Below are 20,628 nucleotides of genomic sequence, written 5' to 3' on the forward strand. Positions count from 1 at the left end.
CCCGGGCGGCGGGGGCCGCGCGCCCGCCCCCCTCGCCCGCCCCGCGCGGGGGCCCCACCGCGGCCCTCCCCCGGTCCCCCCCCGCCCCGGGGGGGCCGGGGGGGCCGGGCTCGGAAAATCCACAAAGACCCGAACCATCGCGATTTCTGCCTTCGCGACGTTGGCTCTCGCCGCCGTTGCCGGCCTCTATGTCAGCGGTTTTATGACGCCTACCACGCCGACCGCCGGCACGACATCGCTGTCCGCCCCAGAACCATCAGAGCCCGCACCAGAGGCATCAAAGCCGGTCGCGACGGATAATGTTGCGAACGCCCCTAGGCCGCCAGAGGTAGTTCCACCCGCGCAGCCGCAAACGCAGACCACCGCATCGCCAACTGAAAATCAGGCAGAGGCGGCTGCGCCTCAACGGCCGCAGCCGAAAGAGTCGCCCAAGATGCTCCCACAAACCGGGGAAGCCCCGAAGCCATCAGCTAGCGCAGCGCTGCCGCCGGCCGAAAACGTACCGCCGGCAATTCAGCCCGATACCGCTGCCAACGCCAGCCCGAAGACGCTTCCGCCGCCTGACAAACTCGTTCCAACCCCAACACCAGCCGAAAAAACGTCAACGCCGGCAGCGCCCCAGCCCGACGTCGCGGAGAGCCAAAAGCTGCAGCCGGCAGAGCCCGCCAAGATCCCCCTGCAAGCCAGGGAAACACCGAAATCGCCAGCAAGCGCCGCACAACCGCCGGCCGAAAAAATGTCGCCGGCAGTTCAGCCCGACATCGCGGCCGGCGACAGCCCGAAGACGCCTCCGCCGCTTGGCAAGATCGCTCCAATCGCTCCACCAGCCGAAAAAGCTTTAACGCCGCCACCCCGCCAGCCCGACGTTGCGGTGAGCCAAAAGCCTGAACGACAGGCCAGCCACCCGGCGGAGGCGAAATCGGCTACGCCCGTTTCCGAACCGGCTGCAGGCCAAGCAGATGCGACGGGCGCAAAGGGGCAGCAGGCCGACCAGCCGGCTGCCAAACAGCCAGGCCAGGCCACGGTCGCCTTGAACGTGCCCAAGCCGGAAGTTCCTCCGGTCATCGACGACATGGCGCAACGGGTCTCGTGGGTTCGCGACTTCAGCGGCGGCGACTGTTTCTATGCGGCCGTCACGTCGATAACCGACAAGACGGCGGCCATCGAAGGATTTGGAACGGCGGTTCAGCCATTCGAACAGATGCTGACTGATTTCCAGGCAAAGTTCCACGTTGAGCCGGACATAAGCGTGCGCCTCATCGAGCCAACCCAGTGCGAAGTCACCAACTTCCTGCGCTTTCTGGGCCAGACTGCGGTCGACAAGCCGCAGCTGGTTCTCGATCGAACATCGGTGCCGAACGGTACGCCGATCAGCGGCACGCTGGTGACGCATGGCGGGCTCATTTCCAGCGTGCTGCTGATCGACCACAAAGGCATGATGTTCAACCTCGACGACCGCATGGTCGTACAGTCAGACAAGGCTACCTTCAGCATCCCGATCGGCCTCGGCGCGGCCGACAGGGCTGCAGGCAAGGCCGTGCCGCAGATCATCATGGTGATCACCGGCCCCCAGGATATTCAGGCGGCTGCGTTCTCCACGCCGGTGCCTGCCTCGCAGCTGTTGCCCAAAATTCTCGAAGAAATCGAGACCAACGGATCACAGTTCTCGGCCAGTGCCAAATATTTCCGGCTCGGCGGGTAGCATGGGCGTGCAATGGAACTCTGCCGCTCGCGTTTGCCCCGCTCGTCTGCCGGCCTGCCCGTAAAGCAGCGTGATCGGGCTCGCGCCTTGCTTGCCTTGAGAGGCGGCATGAGGCTTGCGGTGGTTTCGGCCGCGGCACTCCTGGCCGTGCTCTCATGCAACGAAGCGCGCGCCGAATTCACGGTCTGCAATCAGACGCTCGACGTCGTCAACCTCGCCGTCGGCCAGACAATCGACAATGCCGACCAGACCGATGGCTGGTGGACCATCGGCGCAAATCAGTGCGTGAACGTCATTCGCGAGGAACTGACGAACCGCTACATCTACATCTATGCCACGGACGTTTTTGGCCACGCGATCCTGACCGGGTCGACCGAAATGTGCATCGAGCGGCGACGTTTCTCGATACGCGGCATCGAGGAGTGCTGGCAGCGCGGCCATATCGCGGCGCGATTTGTTGAAGTCGATACGCTTGAACAGGTGCGGTGGACGTTTTTCCTGACCGGAAGCAGTCCGTGACGCACGCGATCGACACCAGCTTCAAGGCGAAAAGGCAGGCGCGCGCCGCCCTTCGCCGGCGCACAGTTTGGCGCCGGCTTATCGCCGGCTTCGCCTTGATTTTCCTGTGTTCGATCGCCGTCGGCTTCTACCTCACCGCGGACTATTGGTCGTTTGGCGACGAAGACGAGGAGTTGCACGCGGTGGAAGGAGCGGATGATGTGCCGGCCGATGCATCTGTCTATGTGCCTGCCATTATCGGTCTAGCGGGGGACCCTATGTGGATCACGCTCGCACCCGATACCGGCGCAGCAACGAAAGGCCGCGTGATTCCGCGTCCGGCAGAACTCGACCCGGCAGGGGTTTCGCCACAGATCGAGATTCTGTCCGACGTCATGCTTAGCGCCAGCGAAAAATTCATGACGACGATACCGTCGACCCAGGAGGATTTTGCATTCTTCCAGGCGCAACGAAAGGCCGCCCCCGCGCCCTCCAGCGATCTGCAGAACGACCTTGAGCCATCTCCTGCCGCGGGTGAGCTCGCGCCGGCTTCGGATCAACAGGCAGGCACGGACGATCCCGAAGCTGGCTGGGGTGAAACAATCGATGCAGGCGATGCAGCCCTTCCCGCATTCCAGAAGACCCAGATCGAAAACAACACCAGCGTCGCAACTGTCATGAATGAATATCAGCGGTTCGAGGCCACCGAAGACACTTTCGTGAAGATCCTCAACAATCGCAGTTTGGACAGCGTTGCGCTCGATGCGCATTTCTCCGCCGACGACGCCAGGCTGGCAGGCGAGGCCCTGAAGGCGCTCTTTAGCCGGGACGGCCTGGAACCGGGTTATGTCGTCGCCCTGCGTGGATACCGGCCGACCCGCGAGACGACAACGATATCCCTCATGCAGGTGTCGATCTACGCCAAGAACGTTTTCGTCGGCACGCTGACGCGCAATGCCGCAGGCGTGTTCGTCTCGGGGGTTGATCCTTGGGTACGCGAAGATCTGTTCAACTACTCGGGTGCGCCGGAGGAAGGCGCACACAAAAGGCAATATCGTCTGCTCGACGCGATCTACTCGACAGCGGCACGCAACAGCGTTCCGACCGGCGTGATCGGCGAAGCGATCATGTATCTGTCGAGAGGACAGGATCTGGACGCTTTCGCAAGCGAGGACCAGCGTCTTGTGCTGATCTATTCGCAGACGCCGCGCGGCAAGGACGAAGGCGCCGGGCGGGTGCTGTATGTGGGTGTCCAGGGGACGACGAAAAGCCTCGACTGTTTCGTCTTTCAGCAGGGCGATGGTCAGTTTGCATGCGTCACAGGCGACGACCAGGTTCGTTCGCTGACGGTCACCAACGGCATGGTCACGCCAGTCAACGGGGTCTTGACGTCCACCTTCGGGCCTCGCAAACATCCAATTCTCGGGACCGTTCGCATTCACAAGGGCGTCGACTGGGCGGCGCCCGTAGGCACGCCGATCGCCGCGGCCTTTGATGGCGAAATTACCTTCCAGGGCGATGGAGGCGGCTACGGCAATCTGGTCAAGATTTCGCACGGAAACGGGCGCGAGACGCGCTACGCTCATATGCAGAAATTCGCAATCGAGGGCGGCGTCGGCACCAAGGTGAAGGCTGGCGACATCATCGGCTATATCGGCACCACCGGCCTTTCGACCGGACCGCATTTGCATTTCGAACTCTACCAGAATGGCGCGGCGATCGACCCACTGGGCACGGTTACCGCAGTCGCTTCGGATCTTTCCGCCGTGGAAACACTCACCGACCGCATCGTCCATGTCGAAAGTGGCGGCAGCGCCCGTGCCAAGAACCCAAATTCTTCAGCGACAGGCGCCGGCCAATTCATCACAAAGACCTGGATCCGGATGATGAACACTTACCGCCCCGAAATTGCACGCACACTCTCGACCGCCGACCTGCTCGCCCTGCGATACGACGCCACGATCTCGCGCGAGATGGTTCGCAATCTGGCGCGAGAAGGCGAAGCCTATCTTCGGGCGCGCGGCCACCAGATCACAGCCGGCCGGCTCTATCTCTGCCATTTTCTCGGCATGGAGGGCGCGCATCAGGTGCTGTCGGCATCGGGTTCGGCGCAATTGAGCGCCGTGCTCGGGTCAGCCGTCATTCAGGCCAATCCCTTTCTGACCGGCAAGTCCGCCAGCTATGTCGTGGACTGGGCCGAAAGAAAGATGGGTCGCAAGCTAAGCCCAGCCACAACCACGGCGGGCCAGCAGACGACGACCACCACGGAGGTCCGGCAGACATCGCCCGAGTTCGCGAAGTACAAACAGGCGATCACGGCGATGCTGAGCTCTGTTCAGAATGCGCTTTGAGCCTGTGCATGGCCCCGGCAAATCGTAACCCGCTTTCGGTACACGACTGGGTTTCCGCGATGATGTGAGGGTATTCAATCTGAAACTCTCTCGGCGGCCAGACGGGGGCCACAGCCTGTTTGCGCCGAACGCCCTCGGCGGCCGCGTCGTCACTTTCTCACGCCCACTTGTTGCCGAAATCGCCAGCGCCGCTATCGCCGCGCTCATGGAGCCGACGCCGCATGACCGCACCGCAGCCTGAGGCGGCAGAGTTCGACCTGGAAAGCGCTCGAGAGTGGCAGTCCGACCGCGGTGGCACTCACGTAGTCGATCCCGACGGCGCTGCTTGTGTTTACAATTTTGTAAGCACGATCGGGCGTCTCAAACTGAAATTTTCAACCCGTTGGTTGAAGGGTGTGCAGCAGTCCATCCGATACAGCCTAGAAGACGGCGAACCATTAGCTGCCAACGACAACGATCCACTTCCCTTCATCAACCCTGTAGACTGGCAAGGCATGCCGGTCCCGACTCGGGAATGGTTTCTGGACGGGCTGATACCGCGTCGCCAGATAACGATTCTTAACGGCGATGGTGGCGTCGGAAAGTCCCTCTTGGCACTACAGATTGCGGCGGCGAGCGCGATGGGGTGCGAAACGGTTGGGCTTCGGCCGATGACCGGTCGAGTGATGTACTTAGGCGCTGAGGACGAAAGTGACGAATTCCACCGCCGACTAGCCGCCATAACGTACGAACATCAGCGCAGCCTGTCAGACATGTCGGATTGTCGCCCTCTCCCCATGGCCGGCCGCGACGCTTTGCTTGCCGTTCCGAACAAGGCTAGCGTAATGCAGCCGACCGAAAACATGGTCAAGCTGGCGACTTATCGAATTCCGCCCCGGCTTTTTAGTGTTGGACACGTCAGCGGACCTCTTTGGGGGCGATGAGATAAAGCGCCATCACGTCCGCCAGTTCATCGGCATGCTCCGCAAGCCGGCCATCGAATTGGACATGGCCGTCCTTTTGCTCTCCCACCCGTCGGTCGCGGGTATGCAGACCGGCACTGGCTCGTCCGGTAGCACCGCCTGGAATAATAGCGCCCGATCGCGGCTGTACCTCACCACGGCAAGCGGAGACGGGGCAGACCCAGATGTTCGTACCCTTACCACGATGAAGGCCAACTACGGCAAGAAGGGCGGAGAGATACGCATGCGCTGGCAAGAAGGTGTGTTCGCGTTGGATGACGGCAAGCCGTCCGCTGTTGCCGGTATTATAAGCAGACGCGCTGACGAGACGTTCAAGAAGCTGCTGTCAACGTTCAATCGAACTGGCCAGACCGTTTCCGACCTCACTGGCACAAATCATGCGCCTGCGAAGATGGCCAAGCACACCGATGCCGGCGGGGTATCAAAACGCCAATTGCCCGACGCGACGCAGCGCCTTTTGGAATCGGGTGAAATCAAGATTGTTATGGACGGCCCGCCTTCTCGACAGAGAAAGCGGCTCATCTTGGCATCTGAAAATTACGGTGCGGCATGATTCCACCGCGGCCTTCCACCGGACTACTACCGCCATACCATCACCTTCCACCGACCTAGCCACCACCACCCCTTATACCCCGCTGGCGGTGGAAGCACCTACCGCCGGTGGAATCCGGCGGGCACTTCGACACACCAAAACAAGAAACGAGGAGAACACGAATGGAAATTGAAATGATACCGCTCAGCAATCCGATCGACGCGCTTCATCCTGACAACGGTAAGAGTGTAAAAGTCTTCGGCACCGACGGCTCCTGCGCCTTCGGGCCGAAGTTAATTGTACTTGTGACTGACGTGCACGGATCGAGGCTTTGGACTACGTCAAGAACAAGCGGCCGGGGGCATAATAGGGCAACCACAAGGCCGGTGATATCTAAGGATTTTGCGTGCGGTAGAAGGCGTAAATTACAAACGCGATGCCGATGAGGCGCATCAAACCAGGGGAATATGAATAGGCTACGAACTAGGCGACCCCAAGCACAGCAGTAGCTATCAACCACCTGCCTGTTTGCTTGTCCGCAGACGCCATTGCGGCTTTGGTGCCTGCAAGTGATTCTCTTTTTCGAGATTCATACTCCTGCTGCCCGCCCCGCGCCATTGCCCAGCGGAAAGTCAAAGCGTTTCGGGATTGGCTGTTTGCTGAGATGGATCCAAACGACGGCCGTTATGGCAAGACTGAAATGCGCCCAAGAAGAGCCACCAGTTCCGCCTGACGTTTCGTTTCGGTCTTGGCGAACAGCGAGGCAAGCTGGGAGCGGATCGTGGTGCGGCTGAGGCGCCAACTGCGGGCGATCTCCAGCGGCGCATCGCCCTGAGCCAAGCGCAACGCCAGGTGCGTTTCCGCGCTCGTCAAGCCAAACATCTTTTGCAGTGTCTGAGGATTTGGCCCCGACCTGTTCTCGCGGTCCAGTAACGCCACAATGCTCGTTCCGTCAGGAGCGATAAACCCGTTCTCGTTCAATATCACCGGCCTGTCGCCGCTGCTGCGGATCACCACCCACGATAGTGAGCCCGGCAGGAAATGGGCCGGAACATTCGCGATCAGCCGCCTCAAGGCCACCGAAAGCCCGCTGGCCGTATCGGCCACTTCTCCCTGGCGCTCCAGCGTGGTTTGAGCGGCTGCGTTCCATTCGACCACTTTCCTCTCGCGGTTCAGCACGAGATAGCCGCAGCCGATGCGATCAAGCATGCCGGTTACGGATTCCAGGCTGCGTGCTCTTGGCTCCCCGACCCCTGTGCCCGATGCACGATCTGGAGGAAAAGCATAAGAGGGCCGCGTCGTATGCGCCTCATGGTTATACTTGGTCGTTATCGCAATGTATCGGTTACCCGAAACAGAATCACTGTGTCTATCCATCAGAGTCATTTTCTACCCCCTACCCAAAGTTTCACCAGCCTGAAGCAAGTTATTCGGGATTTACAGAAAGTCTTTAAGTGATAATATCGTCCAGATTGTATTGTAATAACCTTACTCGAAACCTGATGATTGCACTGTTAAGAGTCCCAAAATTTGCGCGTAATCGCGAGATTTATACCGTCCATAGATCATCAACTGGTTGTAATCTTCCTGTTTGTGTTCCGGGATATGAAAGCCACGCCGAAATTCCGCCGCCTCCGTCGGGGTTCGAGTGCAACCGAGTTTACTGGCGCTGACTCTTAAACTCGCCAGTGAGCATCCGATCTTGGTCGAAATATCTTTCAACGGTTCGTTATTAAGGTATCCATCAAGAATTATCTTGCGACGGGCTTCGCTTTTGAGCTTTGCGTTCATTTCGGGGGCTCCTCAATTACGCGTTCACAACACGATTCTATACGAACCAAATTGAAGATTGTCGTTAGCTTCACATCCAGAAACGTATCTCGGAATGCATTTCTTAAGATTTCTTCATGCCGCCAAGCTGCCGATAGTATTCCTGCTCACCTGTTTCCGACACCACACAGCCCTCCCACGAAAGGGCAAGATTAATAACGAGCGAGATGGCGAGAAAGAAAAGGTGGCATAGGGGTGGTCGCCGATCTGGAGCGACGACAGTAAGGACCGGTCGCCAAGTCGACTGTTATCGCTTATACAGGAATTCCCCCGCGTGCGCGCAAGCGCGCAAGGGAGTACTGCAATCGCTAGTGAGGCCGATACGCGCACCAGCTCGGCCCAACAGCGATGCTAATTCTGTATAAGAAAGTTTTAGGGTGGGGGCATCCCATTCCGGAAGAAGCTGTCCTTCACGCCGGCTAAGGCATCAAGGACGCCCTCAACAGCTGATCCTTTGCCGGTATATACCTCTGACAGAAAGAGCCCGCAGTCTACCTTGTGGGGATCAGGTGCAGTGTAGTCTTCCCGGCCTTCACGGCCGCCCCCGAAAACTTGCGGTCAAAGCTCGCAAGTTGGCCGCCATGCGCCTTGGCGAGCGCAAGAAGATAGGTATCGGTGACCTGTGCCGAGGTCAGGATTTTCGCCGCATCGATGTCGCCGGAGCCAACCAGGCTCACATCGTCGGACCAGAAGCTGTGCCCATGCAGGGCTCGCAACTTGGTGACGATTTGCGCAACGACGGCAGGCGAGCCGGGAGAATTAGGATATTTTTGGTTTCCGACGATCCGCAGGACGCCGTTTTCGGTAATGGGACAGGTAGCCCATGCGGCGTGACCGGTCACTTCGAACCAGCCATGGGCGTCGTCATGGGCGACATGGCCAGGATCGATCAGCGCGATCAGCACATTGACGTCGAGCAGGAAGGTCACAGCAACTCGTCACGCAAGGCATTGACCGTCTCAAGTGTGACAAGAGGTGCATCCGGCCGAGGCGACAGCAGAGGTATCCCGTTGCGCTCGCCGCCGGCTTGCGGGCGGCGCAGCGAGCGCCGGGCGAGATCGGTGATGATCTCGCCCACGCTGCGGTCCTGCTGCCGGGCCATGGCCTTGGCCGCGACCAGGACGTCGTCATCGATCGCCAGTGTCGTTCTCATATCGCCCTCCTTGGTGCGCATCAATCATCACGCATCATATAGAGTAGCGACGACGGATACTCAAGCAGTAGCGCACGAAAGGTAGCGCACGAAATAGAGGCTCGATGCCGCCGCCGACAAGCGGGCCTTCCGACCGGGCGCCCCATCCGTTGGCGTTCGACCGGCGACATAACATAGCCCGGCACCAGCGCGTTTCTTTCGCCCTTCGTGCTGCCGGAGATCCCATGTGCACGTAGCGTGCGCAACGCCCGGCCTGGCGCCGGTGGAAGCAAAATCGGACGGTGTGGGCACAGGTGGCCTGCTGATTGCCTACGCGACGGATCCGGGCGCCATAACTTTCGACGGCAACGGCCTTGACACTCCTTACTCAACGGCGCTCGCAAGGCACCTGACCGAGCCCGCGTTGAAATCCAGAGCGCGCTGACACGCGTGCGCGGCGAAGTGACCGAAACCACGCAAGGTCGGCAGAGGCCATGGCATAATGCGTCGCTGGACCGTGAGGTCTTCCTTAGAAAATCCGCTGAGGCAGCGGCGCCTGCCGCAAAGCCAGCGGCCGACGCGTCGAACCCCGCAGCGGCGCCCTCTCCTGTGGCCGCTGCCAGCGATCCTCCATCCTGGGAAGTCGAGCAACGCCTTTGGGATGAGGCGTCGAAGCGCGTTTCGGACGAGGTGAAGAAAACAGCGGGCACCGAATTGACAGAAAGTGCGATCGGTCTTGACCGCCAGAGCCGCATCGACCTGCACCTGCGCATCGAGGCGTTGGGCAACGAACTTGGCCGCATTGACGGAAACATAGGTCCGCAGACCCGCCGGGCGATCGGCATCTGGCAAGCCAAGAATGGTCTTGCGCCGACCACCTATCTGACGCGCGAGCAATTGGCATTCCTCGAGGTTCAGACAGATCCGATGATGGAAGCCGTGCCTGCCGGATATGCTGCCGATCAACCCCGTGCAACGCAGCCGAAAAAGCAGGTTGCGCAGAACGTCCGCACCCAGCGACCGGTGGCGCAGAAACCCGCAAACAATAGCAGGTCATTCAGAAACGCCGCTTCCGCCAGACCGTGGTGCGGCGGGACGATCCTGCGCCGCCCCAGGATAACGACTTCCTGACCAAGGCGTTGCTCTTCGGCTCCGGTGGGGTGGTGGGCGGCGTGCTCAAGAACTGACCGGGGTTGTTCCAAGCCCATTCGCCTGGCCTGCCGCGGCTTACCACTCAGTTCCTGACGCACTGCTGCACAGTTTCAGGCGGCATGCACCAGCGTACGCTACTCGGCCTTTATACGCATTTCCACGCGGCGGTTGACGGCGTCGTATGGATTGGGGCTACGCGGATGCGCTTCGCCCAACCCGATCGCGTTGATGCGGTCAGCCTCGATGCCACTGGATGTGAGGAAGGACGTCACCGATTGCGCTCGTCGCTGCGACAGCCGCTCATTGTAGTGCTCCGGACCGGAAGCGTCCGTGTAGCCTTCGACGACGAAGTGGAAAGTACTGATCCGGCTGTCCTTCAGGGCCTTGGCAAACTCCTCGAGTTCAGCGCGTGCGGTCGCGTCGAGTTCGGCCGAATCCAGCCCGAAATTGATCAGCATGTCGAGACTGGATTTGTCGGCCGGCCCGTCTTTTGCCTTGGTCTTGCTCTTGCACTGCTCCTCGGTGCCGACGCAAATCCCACGCGACTTGCCGAGGTCGGCCGCGCCAGCAAAAAACTTGACGATGTCTTCTGATTTCTGGACAGGGTCGGCGGAAACATGGGTCGAGAAAGCCACGACCGCCAACACCAAGGGTGAACTGGCCCACCGCATAGCGGTTACTCCTGTTGAGCATCCGATATTACCAAGGGTGAATATACCAAATTCCCACGCATTTGTCTGTCAATAAACGCCGAGGCCCGTGGCTGTGTCGGCCGATCTCCCGTCCCCACGAGTTGAGACTTGACCGCCGCCACGCCGGGGGCTTGAGTACCGACTGGTTCTCGATGAAGGCGTGGCGTCATGGCCAATGGGCTCCGATTCAAAACGGCACGGGATCTTTTCATGGCTTGTCCCGCTGTCGCCAGAGACATGAGAGCCCTTCCAACCGAGCAGCGTTCGATCGAGTTTTGCCGCGATCTCCTCGCCGGGCCTATTCCCGAAGAGGCGATCACGTTTTGTGCCTACCTGCTTCCTGATCGGGCTGCGGTCTGGTGGGCCCATGAATGCCTGGGGCATCTGGGCGAGCTGCTCGATAAGACAGATCAAGAGCTGCTCGCGCTTGTTCGCGACTGGGTCAGCGAACCGGACAGTCCCCGCCATCGCGCCGCAGTGAACAAGGCTGCGGCAACCCCGCCGACAACGCCGGGCGCCTGGATTGCCTTGGCTGCGGAATGGCGTGACAATGGTTTTGGCGTTGCCGGATCTGTCGTCGGCGCAACCGCGCCAACGGCCTTGCAGCCACATCCTACCGCCCATGCAGTCAATGCCGGTGTTCTAGCAGGGCTGGCGCGCGTCGCACTGGCCGACCGCTTTGCCGTCCTCTCCGCCTTTGTCGAAATGGGCCTCCAGTTGGCCGAGATCGAGGCGCAGCGCCAATCGGCGGATGCGTATTAGACCCGAACCATTCCAATAGACGCAGCTCCATCGTCTTGTTTGACCTTGGGTTTTCGAACCGAAGGGCCCAGATCTCACTTGCAGCCGCCTTGCGCCCATTTGGCCAGCGCCACCTTGAAGCGTGTCCCAAGCGGATGTTGCAGGCGTAGAACGGAGACATCGTTGGCGGCGAAATTTTTCGCCTGTTCGCATAGCCGATCCTCATTCCACTCATGGCAGCCGTTGCAGTGCTTGCCCTCCCACACCGCCTTGTCGAGCCCTTCCACGGGAGTGAAGAGTGGTTTGCCTGTGATCAGCTCAGCGATACTCTTGCCGTCGATTGCTGGATCTCCGAAATCGACAGGTTGGTCGAAAAAGATCGGCTCGTCCGAAGCCAGTCTCGGGATTTTCTGACGCAGCACATTGAGCGCAAGCTGGGCATCGTCAGCGCCAGACGGATTTGCGGCGGCGTTGCGCCCGTCCGAGCCGCCTTGCGGTTGTTGCGGAGCGCTCGCCTCACCGACGATCAGTGGCGCGTTCAGATCCACTTTGTGCAACACGACCTCGGTGGTTAGCGAGACATTGATCCACGGGCGCTGTTTGCCGGCCGTTGCTTTGAACACGTCGGCGGTAACCCTGTTCATCGCGTCGGTGATGGAGACGTTCGAGGCCCCGATATGGGCAAGCAGCGCCGACGTGAACGGTGAGTGTTCGCTCGATCCGTCATAGGCGACCTGATTGGGACTGGTGGAAAAGGCGACCAGCGTGCCAGCGCCGCCATTCTCGATCGGAATTTCGGCAAGGCCACTTCTCGCTCCCTTGACGCCTGCGGTCTTTGCCAACACCTCGGCCAAGGGATTGTCGCGACAGGCGTCGAGGAAAATCAGCCTTATGCTGGTCTCGCGCGACATTTGCCGCAAAACGAAATCCACCGGCACCGCTTCGAAGTCGAGCGAGGTCTCGTCTTCCAGTGCTGCATCGACCGGAAGCAGATAGTTGCTGCCTGAAACCTGCAAGCCGTGGCCCGCGTAAAAGAAAAGGGCAATGTCGGCGCCGCGCACCTGCTTTGCGAACTGCGCGATCGTCGTCTGGGTCTGCATTTTGGTCAGATCGAACCCGGAGACGACTTCAAAATCCAGGCTCTTGAGACGTTCGGCAACAGCCTGGGCGTCGTGTACCGGGTTGGTCAGCGCCGGCGCATGCTGATACTGGGAGTTGCCAAGGACCAGAGCAACACGGCGTTCGGCATTGGCCGCCGTCAAGGTCAAGAACAGCGAAAGCATCACCAGCCCGATCGCGCGCAGGACACCACCAAACCAAGCAATCAGATCGGAGCCCCGCCGGAACAAAAGGCCCTTCCTCAGTTGAGGAGCTTGGTGGCGGAAAACTCAATCCGCCGATTGAGCGCCTTGTTCTTCGGCGTGTCGTTGGCGGCAACTGGCCGCTCCTCGCCGTAACCGGTCGCCGTGATCTGCGTGCGAGCAATCCCGGCGGCAACAATGGCATCAGCAACTGCCTGGGCCCTGCGCTCCGACAGGAGCTTGTTGGCGGCTGGCGACCCATCGGAATCGGTGTGTCCGGAAACCTCCACCTTCAGGCCTGGGCACTTGCCGACTACGCCAACGACCTCAGCCAGCAGCGGACGGCTTTGGCTGTCGAGCCGTGCGCTCGCCGTCCGAAAATAGATGGCTCCGGTGCGAGAGAGCACCGCGAACCGGTTGAGGCACTCCTCGTCGCTGAAGTTCGCCTTCGCGGCATCGGTGGCAACGGGCCCGACGTCGGCGCTGCTTGCCGCGACGGTCTGGACGGCCGCGGGCTTGGTGCCATCGGCGTTGAACACGAAATCGAACGAGACCGAAGCGGTCGGAACAATGTTGGTCACATTGGCGGCCTGCTGCAGCTTGTCGACATTCGGCAGCAGTCCGAAGTCCTCGACATGCACAGCGACGGGCGCCTCGGAAGCGACGGAGACCATGCTGTCGCTGATCATAGTCACCACGACGTTGGCCTCAAGATCCTTGTCGACCCCATGCAGGTTGAGGCGGAATGGAAGCACTGCCTTGACCCTTCGCTTAGTCGCAAGCTCGGCAAACGCCGCAGGATCCACCTTTGCGGTCAGTTCTGCGGTCGGATACTTGAATGTCTCAAAGAAAAGGAACCGCATGCGGACGTTGCGAAGGTCGACACCGGTATCGACGGAGTTGAGGTCAAACTTGATATTGGCCTCACCCGTCGAAGAAAAAGTGCCGGCGATGTTCCTGATCTTGTTGGTTTCAACGATCGTGTTCTTCTTGACCGACTGATAGGTGAGCACCGAGGCGGCCGGATCGAGTGTCCAGTTCGTCTGTGCATTCGCGCTTTCCAGTCCGGGTAAAAACAAGACCGACAGCGCGACGATGAAGCCGAGGATATTTGTGGCGAACCAGCTTCCTGGCCCCGCTTTCCTGCAGGATGCAACGACTTCGAACATGGCCCCCTCCCCTGCCTAAAGCGACAGACTGAGCATCGATACCTTGCACTATCCGATGCCACCAGAGACCATAGAACACTTGCCCCCGCTTGGCGAGTATCTGTCCACTTGACCGCAAGGGTGTAAATTCCGCTCAAGCCCGAGCTGCGAAAGCCCAGCAAAATGGTGATGCACGAACACTGCCTCCGCAGCAGCCTTGTTGGCGGATATTGTAGCTTGTTGGAGAATATTCACTACGGCAGAGCGCCACCTGCCAGCTGTTTTTAAGGCCGGTCACGCTAAACTAGCCCAACCGAGCGAAACGCCCGCATACTTCATCCTGCTTGCCCCGCGGACGTACCTGCCGGCTCTTCGATGGAAGATTTCGACCGTATGAAGGAGGCCGTTTCAAGAGCGTCCGGGCCAGGCACCTGCCCAAGGCCGCGGCATGAAGCCAGCTGCCAGCCTGGTATGTTCGATGGCAATTTTTCAGCTTGCTGCCGCCGATCGTTTGAAGATGATGGTCACCTTCGTCCCTTTGCTGGCGCTAGAGTCGACTGCGAACTGCGCCTTGGCGTTCTCGGTCAGCGAGCGCGCGATCAGCGCTCCGAGCTTGCCTGGCTTGGGCCACGTCTCGCCTTCCGGCAGGCCGATTCCGTCGTCCGCCACTATAACCCGGCAGCCGTCGCCATTGACGATGCTGTGCAGCGTTATCGTGCCGCCATCGCGTCCTTTGAACGCATGCTTCAGTGAATTGGTCAGCAGTTCGTTCACGACCAGTCCCGCCGGCATGGCGACGTTTATTGACACGGGATATGTATCCACCTTCATATCCAGGCGGATCCCCTCGACTGCATGCGAGCTCATCACCGCGGACGCGATCTGGCTGAGATAGACGCCAAGATCGACCTCCTCCTTCGGCTCGTCGGCGGTTAGCGTCTGGTAGAGGATCGCCAGAGCGTCGACGCGACCGGCGAGCCGCTCAAACCGTCTCCGGTCGGCCTCGGTCGCGTTGCGGCTTTCCAGCCGGATCAGCGCGGTGATCATCTGCAGGTTGTTCTTCACCCGGTGCTGCAGTTCGCGCAGCAGCGTGTCTTTCTCGCTGACACGCTCCTCCGCCGAGCGCTCATCTCCCGCCTCGCCATGGGCGGATACGTCGACCAGGGCCACCAGTCGGAAGCACACCTTGCCGTTGTCGTCTTCGATCACGTTGGAATAAACGTCGACGATCGCCGGCTTGTCCTCGTTGCGCTCCAGCCTGAAGGTGCCGACCAAATCGGTTCCCTCGGCCACGGCCTCGGCAAGCGGCCTGTCCTTTTGCTGATGGAGGCCTATGCCCAAAAGGGCCGCCCAGTTTTCTCGCGTGAGGCTGGCGGCCGTCAGGCCTGAGAGTTTCTCGAATTCCGGATTGGCGTAGACCACACGCTCCTCAGCGGCAAGGTCCGAAACGGCTATGGCGATCGGCACCTGGTCAAGGAATTTCTTGAACTGTTCACTTTCCAGTGCGGTTGCAAGGTCAGGTGTATCAAGCAACTGCTCGACCGCTTCGGCCTTCTCTGAATCAGATGTCATTTGCGCGCCTGTTCTGTGCGTACGATATCAACAATGCAGCGCGCCCGCCATCGCCAAGGCTGCATTTCACGCACCGCGTCATGCACCTGACAACAAGCCTTGCGTCGGGCGCAACGGCCATACGTCTAACATTGCGACCGGCCGAAGGAGAGCGGCAAGCGCCGGCTGCCACTTCTAGAGCCCTTGAAGGGGTGAGGCGGCCCGGGGCAAGTGGCTCCGCTGCATATTAACCTTTTGGTAACTCTCTAAACTCGAAAGCTAAATGGTACTGGCTCCTTTTGCTCTCAATAGGTGTTAGGCCCGATATCGAGGCGAGAAAAAGGAGAGGACCCAAATGGCCAACGTACTGAACGCCAAGGGTGTTCCACTCGCCTACAGCGGGTCCTCGGTAAAGTGGTATTCGGCGACGAACTCCGGCCCCACACTTTATGGCAGCATCTACAACGACTCAATGTACGCCGACGGTAGCGTCACCGTCACGATGTACGGCGGCAAGGGCGATGACATCTATTATCTGTATTCCTCCAAAAACAAGGCGGTCGAGCTGCCCAACGAGGGTGTCGACACCATCTCGACCTGGATGAGCTACAAGCTGCCAGCGAATTTCGAGAACCTGACGGTCACCGGCGACAAACACTATGCTTTCGGAAACGAGCTAAACAACATCGTTACCGGCGGCTCCGGCCAACAGACGCTCGACGGCTTGCAGGGCGATGACGTTCTAAAAGGCGGATCCGGGGCGGACATTTTCGTCGTGACCCCCGGCAACGGCAGCGACCTGATCCTCGACTTTGGCGCCGACGATACCGCGCGCGTCGGAAGCTTCGGCTTCACCTCCTTCGAGGATGTGCACGCCAACATGGTCCAGTCGGGGGCGAACGTCCAACTTAACCTGTCCGATGACGAGTTTCTCGTTTTCGCCAATAAGACCATCGACCAGTTCACCCCAGGCCAGTTCGATCTGGCCCTGGACAGGTCGCATCTGGAACTCACCTTCTCGGACGAGTTCAACACGCTCGACCTGTGGAATGGCTCGAGCGGCACCTGGGACTCGAACTTCTGGTGGGGTGCCGCGAACGGCAGCTCGCTCACGAGCAACAAGGAGCTTCAATGGTATATCGACACCAACTACGCCCCGACGAGTTCGGTCAACCCGTTCAGCGTTGAGGACGGTGTTCTCACGATTACCGCCGCCCGGGCTCCCGCGGCAGTCCAGCCCTACATAAACGATTACAAATACACGTCAGGTTTGCTGACGACCTATGAATCCTTCGCACAAACCTACGGCTATTTCGAAATTCGGGCTGACATGCCCGAAAAGCAAGGTGTATGGCCGGCCTTCTGGCTTCTGCCGGCTGACGGCTCCTGGCCACCGGAACTGGACGTCGTGGAAATGCTTGGTCAGGATCCAAACAACCTCATTCTGACAAGCCACTCCAACGAGACGGGAACGCATACGACAGTGTCCTCGACGGCGTATGCCGCGGATACCGAAGGGTTCCACACCTACGGAGTGCTGTGGACAGAAGACGAACTCGTCTGGTATTTCGACGACGTCGAAGTTGCTCGTGCCGCAACGCCTTCCGATATGCACGATCCCATGTATATGCTGGTCGACCTGGCGGTCGGTGGGCTCGCGGGAGCGCCTGCCGACGGGCTTGCGACACCTGCAGAAATGCAGATCGACTACGTCCATGCGTACGCGCTGAACGATTGGCATATCTAGGCGCAACACCTGACGGTGGCGGCGGTATGGAGACGCTGTCATCGAGCCCGATTTCGGGCACGATTCTTGCGCCTGGGACCGAACTGGAACCGATGTGAAGGCGATGTCGCATTCCCATTCGTCCGAGCGGCCGCGAACAACCCTCGCTGCGGTTTTGGCTTCTTTCCGCCGCGCGTTCGCTGGAATTGCCCTGATGAGCGGCGTCGTCAATGTTCTGGCGCTGACCGGCTCGTTCTTCATGCTGCAGGTCTATGATCGGGTCATCACCGGCCGCAGTGTGCCGACGCTTGTCGGGCTTGCTGTATTTGCCGGCATGCTGTTTATTTTCCAAGGCGTTCTTGAGCTTATCCGGTCGCGGTTGCTTGTGCGCATCGGGATGGCTTTGGACGCGCGATTGAGTGGGCAAGTCTATACCGCCCTTATGCGTTTGCCGTTGCTCACCAAGCTCCCAGGCGACGGCCTTCAGTCGTTGCGGGATCTTGACCAGGTGCGTTCGTTTCTGTCGAGCACTGGTCCGACTGCGCTTTTCGACCTGCCGTGGATGCCGCTGTATCTGGCAATTTGCTTCCTGTTCCATGTCTGGATCGGCATGACGGCGCTGGCAGGCGCCATCCTTCTCTCTAGCCTGACTCTGCTTGCCGAAGTTCGCTCGAGGGAGCCTGCGAAGAGGGCAAACAGCCAGGCGGCAGCGCGCAATACGCTTGCGGAAGCGACGCGTCGCAACGCAGAGGTCCTGCAGGCGATGGGCTTTGGCGCGCGCATCGCCGAGCGCTGGTCAAGCGTCAACGCCGATTTTCTCAACACGAACGCAAGAGCCAGCGACCTGGCTGGGACGCTCGGGACGATCTCGAAGATCCTGCGCATGATGCTGCAGTCGGGTATACTGGCGATCGGCGCCTATCTGGTCATTCATCAAGAAGCGACAGCCGGTATTATGATCGCCAGTTCGATTATGATGAGCCGGGCGCTCGCACCGGTCGAACTGGCCATCGCCCACTGGAAGGGTTTCGTCAGTGCTCGCCAGGCATGGACCCGGCTGAGCCAGCTTTTGGCCATGCTTCCCGAAACTGCCACGAGTGTCTCGCTGTCGGCACCTGTATCTGCTCTTGCCGTAGAAAGCATTAGCGTCACGCCACCCGGCGAGCGTCGTGTGGTTGTGCTGGATGTCGGGTTCGCGCTGGAGAAGGGTGCCGGCCTTGGCATCGTCGGACCGAGCGCGTCCGGAAAATCGTCGCTTGTCCGAGCAATGGCCGGGATATGGCTTCCAACCCGTGGGACCGTCAGGCTGGACGGAGCAACGCTCGACCAGTGGTCGCCGCAAGAACTGGGCAACCATGTCGGCTATCTGCCGCAGGATGTGCAACTGTTCGATGGCACCATTGCCGAGAACATCGCACGCTTCGAACCTCAAGCCTCTTCGGACAAGATACTGGCGGCTGCGCGCGCGGCCGGCGTTCATGACCTTGTCGTCCATCTGCCGGAAGGCTATGAAACGCGGATCGGCGAGGCCGGGTCGGCGCTTTCGGCGGGCCAGAGACAGCGGGTTGCGCTCGCTCGGGCCCTCTATGGCGATCCGTTCCTCGTCATCCTGGACGAGCCTAATTCCAACCTCGATTCCGAAGGGGAGGCCGCGCTGGCGGCGGCAATTGAGGGCGTGCGGGCGCGAGGCGGCATTGCTGTGGTGGTGGCACATCGGCCGAGCGCGCTTGCAAGCCTGGATCAGGTACTCGTCATGGCCAACGGCCGTGTCCAGGCGTTTGGCCCCAAGAATGAGGTCTTGAGCAAGGTAACCCGTTCGGGCAGCGTTCCCCTGAAGGTCGTCTCCGGCCCTGAGGAGGCGACACACTGATGACGCAACACACGGCATCCGCGATCGATCGGACCATTCGACGCTATCTGTTCGGCGGTGTCGCGGTCTGCATGCTCCTGGTTGGTGGGGCCGGAAGCCTGGCCGCGGTCACGGAGCTTTCTGGAGCCGTCATTGCTTCGGGAAGGCTGGTCGTCGATTCCAGCGTTAAAAAGGTGCAGCATCCAACGGGTGGCGTGGTCGGTCAGATCCTCGTGCGAGAAGGCGACGCCGTGCAGGCGGGCCAGGTTTTGATCCGTCTCGATGAAACCGTGACCCGGGCCGATTTAGCCATCGTCACCAAGAGCCTGGACGAATTCGAGGCCCGTCTGGCCCGCCTCGAAGCCGAGCGCGATGGCACCGACGCCATCGCCTTTCCATCTTCGCTGACGTTGCGGCAGGACGATCCTGAGATCCGGCGTGCGATGGCCGGCGAGCTATCCTTGTTCGAATTTCGTCGCCAGGCACGCGCTGGCCAGAAGGCCCAGTTGAGAGAGCGCATTGCTCAGCTCAGCGAAGAAGTTTCCGGCCTGACCGAGCAAAGGGCTGCTAAAAGCCAGGAAATCAAGTTGATCGGGCTTGAACTCGACGGCATGCGCAAACTCTGGGAACGCAAGCTGGTTTCAATCGATCGCATAACGACGCTTGAGCGTGACGCAGTCCGGCTTGACGGCGAACATGGGAAGCTGACTGCGTCCATAGCGCAATCGAAGGGTCATACATCCGAAATCCGTTTGCAGATCATTCAGATCGACCAGGATTTGCGCAGCGAGGTGGCAACCGAGCTCCGTGACGTCCAGGCAAAGCTCTCGGAGTTGGTCGAGCAAAAGGTCTCGGCCGAGGATCAGCTCAAGCGGATCGATATACGCAGCCCGCAGACTGGCGTCGTCCATCAGCTCGGCGTGCACACGGTCGGTGGCGTCATATCTGCGGGAGAGCTCATCATGCAGATTGTCCCTGTGACAGACGACCTGACCGTCGAAGCACGTGTGGCTCCGCAGGACATCGATCAGCTGATCCCAAGGCAGAGCGCAACCTTGCGATTTTCGGCCTTCAACCAGCGGACAACGCCAGAGCTGAATGGTGTAGTCAGTGAGATCTCCCCCGATCTGAGCATCGATGAACGAAGCGGTGCGGCCTTCTATACCGTGCGTGTCAGCCTGCCCCGTGCAGAGCTTGCGAGGCTGAAGGGCCTGACCTTGTCGCCCGGTATGCCTGTCGAGGTGTTCTTCTCGACCGGCAGCCGCACAATGCTGTCTTACCTCGTAAAACCTCTGGCAGATCAAATCCGTCGGGCATTCAGGGAGGACTGAGTTCGCGTGCCCGGCTCGGCATAACCCATGCCGTGCTTAGAGCGTGAGGATTTTAAGTTGGGGCCTACTCGACCTCGGTGAAATAGTTGGCGCATTCCTTGATCTGAGAGCGTCGTGGATTTTGCCAATG

At 60.1% G+C, this 20,628-nt stretch carries 17 protein-coding genes and 1 pseudogene; 10 read left to right on the forward strand and 8 right to left on the reverse strand.

What is annotated here, in order from left to right; translation table 11 throughout:
* The 5 genes and pseudogenes from NKJ94_RS30915 to NKJ94_RS30935 form a co-directional block, all read left to right on the forward strand.
* Positions 1 to 1,702, forward strand: a pseudogene (locus tag NKJ94_RS30915) (serine/threonine-protein kinase); the annotation flags it as partial.
* Between the two features lie 108 nt (positions 1,703 to 1,810).
* The gene (locus tag NKJ94_RS30920) at positions 1,811 to 2,221 is read left to right on the forward strand and encodes a DUF1036 domain-containing protein (RefSeq protein WP_352530738.1); all 411 of its coding nucleotides are present in this window, start codon (positions 1,811 to 1,813) and stop codon (positions 2,219 to 2,221) included.
* Positions 2,218 to 4,551 (forward strand): M23 family metallopeptidase, encoded by a 2,334-nt coding sequence (locus NKJ94_RS30925; RefSeq protein ID WP_352530740.1) that lies wholly within the window; start codon positions 2,218 to 2,220, stop codon positions 4,549 to 4,551. Before NKJ94_RS30920 ends, NKJ94_RS30925 begins: the two co-directional genes overlap by 4 nt.
* 221 nt (positions 4,552 to 4,772) lie before the next feature.
* A complete protein-coding gene (locus NKJ94_RS30930; protein WP_352530742.1) occupies positions 4,773 to 5,474 on the forward strand; it encodes an AAA family ATPase in 702 nt (233 codons plus the stop codon).
* A complete protein-coding gene (locus NKJ94_RS30935) occupies positions 5,440 to 6,066 on the forward strand; it encodes an AAA family ATPase (protein WP_352530744.1) in 627 nt (208 codons plus the stop codon). Before NKJ94_RS30930 ends, NKJ94_RS30935 begins: the two co-directional genes overlap by 35 nt.
* Positions 6,067 to 6,729: 663 nt before the next feature.
* Here NKJ94_RS30935 and NKJ94_RS30940 read toward each other — a convergent pair.
* The 4 genes from NKJ94_RS30940 to NKJ94_RS30955 form a co-directional block, all read right to left on the reverse strand.
* Entirely contained in the window at positions 6,730 to 7,254 is a 525-nt protein-coding gene (locus tag NKJ94_RS30940) for a helix-turn-helix transcriptional regulator (RefSeq protein ID WP_352530746.1), read from the reverse strand.
* A gap of 279 nt (positions 7,255 to 7,533) precedes the next feature.
* Complete coding sequence (locus tag NKJ94_RS30945; RefSeq protein ID WP_352530748.1) at positions 7,534 to 7,836, reverse strand: hypothetical protein; 303 nt, start codon at positions 7,834 to 7,836, stop codon at positions 7,534 to 7,536.
* 530 nt (positions 7,837 to 8,366) lie between these two features.
* A complete protein-coding gene (locus NKJ94_RS30950) occupies positions 8,367 to 8,804 on the reverse strand; it encodes a TA system VapC family ribonuclease toxin (RefSeq protein ID WP_352530750.1) in 438 nt (145 codons plus the stop codon).
* Positions 8,801 to 9,028, reverse strand: coding sequence for a CopG family transcriptional regulator (locus NKJ94_RS30955; RefSeq protein ID WP_352530752.1), 228 nt, complete (start codon positions 9,026 to 9,028; stop codon positions 8,801 to 8,803). The genes NKJ94_RS30950 and NKJ94_RS30955 overlap by 4 nt, the downstream gene beginning before the upstream one ends.
* A gap of 588 nt (positions 9,029 to 9,616) precedes the next feature.
* Between NKJ94_RS30955 and NKJ94_RS30960 the strand changes: the two genes are divergently transcribed.
* Positions 9,617 to 10,138: a peptidoglycan-binding domain-containing protein gene (locus tag NKJ94_RS30960; RefSeq protein WP_352530754.1), complete on the forward strand. Its 522-nt coding sequence runs from the start codon at positions 9,617 to 9,619 to the stop codon at positions 10,136 to 10,138.
* A gap of 155 nt (positions 10,139 to 10,293) precedes the next feature.
* Here NKJ94_RS30960 and NKJ94_RS30965 read toward each other — a convergent pair whose 3' ends face one another.
* Entirely contained in the window at positions 10,294 to 10,830 is a 537-nt protein-coding gene (locus tag NKJ94_RS30965; protein ID WP_352530756.1) for an OmpA family protein, read from the reverse strand.
* 258 nt (positions 10,831 to 11,088) lie between these two features.
* On the opposite strand from NKJ94_RS30965, the gene NKJ94_RS30970 reads away from it, so the two are divergent.
* Positions 11,089 to 11,613 (forward strand): DUF6931 family protein, encoded by a 525-nt coding sequence (locus NKJ94_RS30970; protein WP_352530758.1) that lies wholly within the window; start codon positions 11,089 to 11,091, stop codon positions 11,611 to 11,613.
* Positions 11,614 to 11,687: 74 nt separating this feature from the next.
* Here the strand turns inward: NKJ94_RS30970 and NKJ94_RS30975 are convergent, their stop codons facing one another.
* From NKJ94_RS30975 to NKJ94_RS30985, 3 genes are all read right to left on the reverse strand, one after another.
* On the reverse strand, positions 11,688 to 12,941 hold the full coding sequence (locus NKJ94_RS30975) for a caspase family protein (protein ID WP_352530760.1): 1,254 nt from the start codon (positions 12,939 to 12,941) through the stop codon (positions 11,688 to 11,690).
* 11 nt (positions 12,942 to 12,952) lie between these two features.
* On the reverse strand, positions 12,953 to 14,062 hold the full coding sequence (locus NKJ94_RS30980) for an OmpA family protein (RefSeq protein ID WP_352530762.1): 1,110 nt from the start codon (positions 14,060 to 14,062) through the stop codon (positions 12,953 to 12,955).
* Between the two features lie 468 nt (positions 14,063 to 14,530).
* The gene (locus tag NKJ94_RS30985) at positions 14,531 to 15,613 is read right to left on the reverse strand and encodes a sensor histidine kinase (RefSeq protein ID WP_352530764.1); all 1,083 of its coding nucleotides are present in this window, start codon (positions 15,611 to 15,613) and stop codon (positions 14,531 to 14,533) included.
* Positions 15,614 to 15,947: 334 nt separating this feature from the next.
* On the opposite strand from NKJ94_RS30985, the gene eglC reads away from it, so the two are divergent.
* From eglC to NKJ94_RS31000, 3 genes are all read left to right on the forward strand, one after another.
* The gene (gene eglC / locus NKJ94_RS30990) at positions 15,948 to 17,339 is read left to right on the forward strand and encodes an endo-1,3-1,4-beta-glycanase EglC (RefSeq protein WP_352530766.1); all 1,392 of its coding nucleotides are present in this window, start codon (positions 15,948 to 15,950) and stop codon (positions 17,337 to 17,339) included.
* A 103-nt stretch (positions 17,340 to 17,442) separates the two neighbouring features.
* Positions 17,443 to 19,188 carry a type I secretion system permease/ATPase gene (locus NKJ94_RS30995; protein WP_352530768.1) on the forward strand — a complete coding sequence of 582 codons (1,746 nt, stop codon included), beginning with the start codon at positions 17,443 to 17,445 and terminating at the stop codon, positions 19,186 to 19,188.
* On the forward strand, positions 19,188 to 20,498 hold the full coding sequence (locus NKJ94_RS31000; protein WP_352530769.1) for an HlyD family type I secretion periplasmic adaptor subunit: 1,311 nt from the start codon (positions 19,188 to 19,190) through the stop codon (positions 20,496 to 20,498). Before NKJ94_RS30995 ends, NKJ94_RS31000 begins: the two co-directional genes overlap by 1 nt.
* Positions 20,499 to 20,628 lie beyond the last annotated feature (130 nt).

The sequence above is a fragment of the Mesorhizobium sp. M0060 genome, from assembly GCF_040323155.1.
Taxonomy (GTDB): Bacteria; Pseudomonadota; Alphaproteobacteria; order Rhizobiales; family Rhizobiaceae; genus Mesorhizobium.

Coding starts and splice junctions, on each gene's coding strand:
- eglC (WP_352530766.1), top strand. CDS start 15,948: ATGGCCAACGTACTGAACGCCAAGGGTGTTCCACTCGCCTACAGCGGG.
- NKJ94_RS30965 (WP_352530756.1), bottom strand. CDS start 10,830: ATGCGGTGGGCCAGTTCACCCTTGGTGTTGGCGGTCGTGGCTTTCTCG.
- NKJ94_RS31000 (WP_352530769.1), top strand. CDS start 19,188: ATGACGCAACACACGGCATCCGCGATCGATCGGACCATTCGACGCTAT.
- NKJ94_RS30970 (WP_352530758.1), top strand. CDS start 11,089: ATGAGAGCCCTTCCAACCGAGCAGCGTTCGATCGAGTTTTGCCGCGAT.
- NKJ94_RS30955 (WP_352530752.1), bottom strand. CDS start 9,028: ATGAGAACGACACTGGCGATCGATGACGACGTCCTGGTCGCGGCCAAG.
- NKJ94_RS30930 (WP_352530742.1), top strand. CDS start 4,773: ATGACCGCACCGCAGCCTGAGGCGGCAGAGTTCGACCTGGAAAGCGCT.
- NKJ94_RS30985 (WP_352530764.1), bottom strand. CDS start 15,613: ATGACATCTGATTCAGAGAAGGCCGAAGCGGTCGAGCAGTTGCTTGAT.
- NKJ94_RS30940 (WP_352530746.1), bottom strand. CDS start 7,254: ATGCTTGATCGCATCGGCTGCGGCTATCTCGTGCTGAACCGCGAGAGG.
- NKJ94_RS30980 (WP_352530762.1), bottom strand. CDS start 14,062: ATGTTCGAAGTCGTTGCATCCTGCAGGAAAGCGGGGCCAGGAAGCTGG.
- NKJ94_RS30945 (WP_352530748.1), bottom strand. CDS start 7,836: ATGAACGCAAAGCTCAAAAGCGAAGCCCGTCGCAAGATAATTCTTGAT.
- NKJ94_RS30920 (WP_352530738.1), top strand. CDS start 1,811: ATGAGGCTTGCGGTGGTTTCGGCCGCGGCACTCCTGGCCGTGCTCTCA.
- NKJ94_RS30995 (WP_352530768.1), top strand. CDS start 17,443: ATGTCGCATTCCCATTCGTCCGAGCGGCCGCGAACAACCCTCGCTGCG.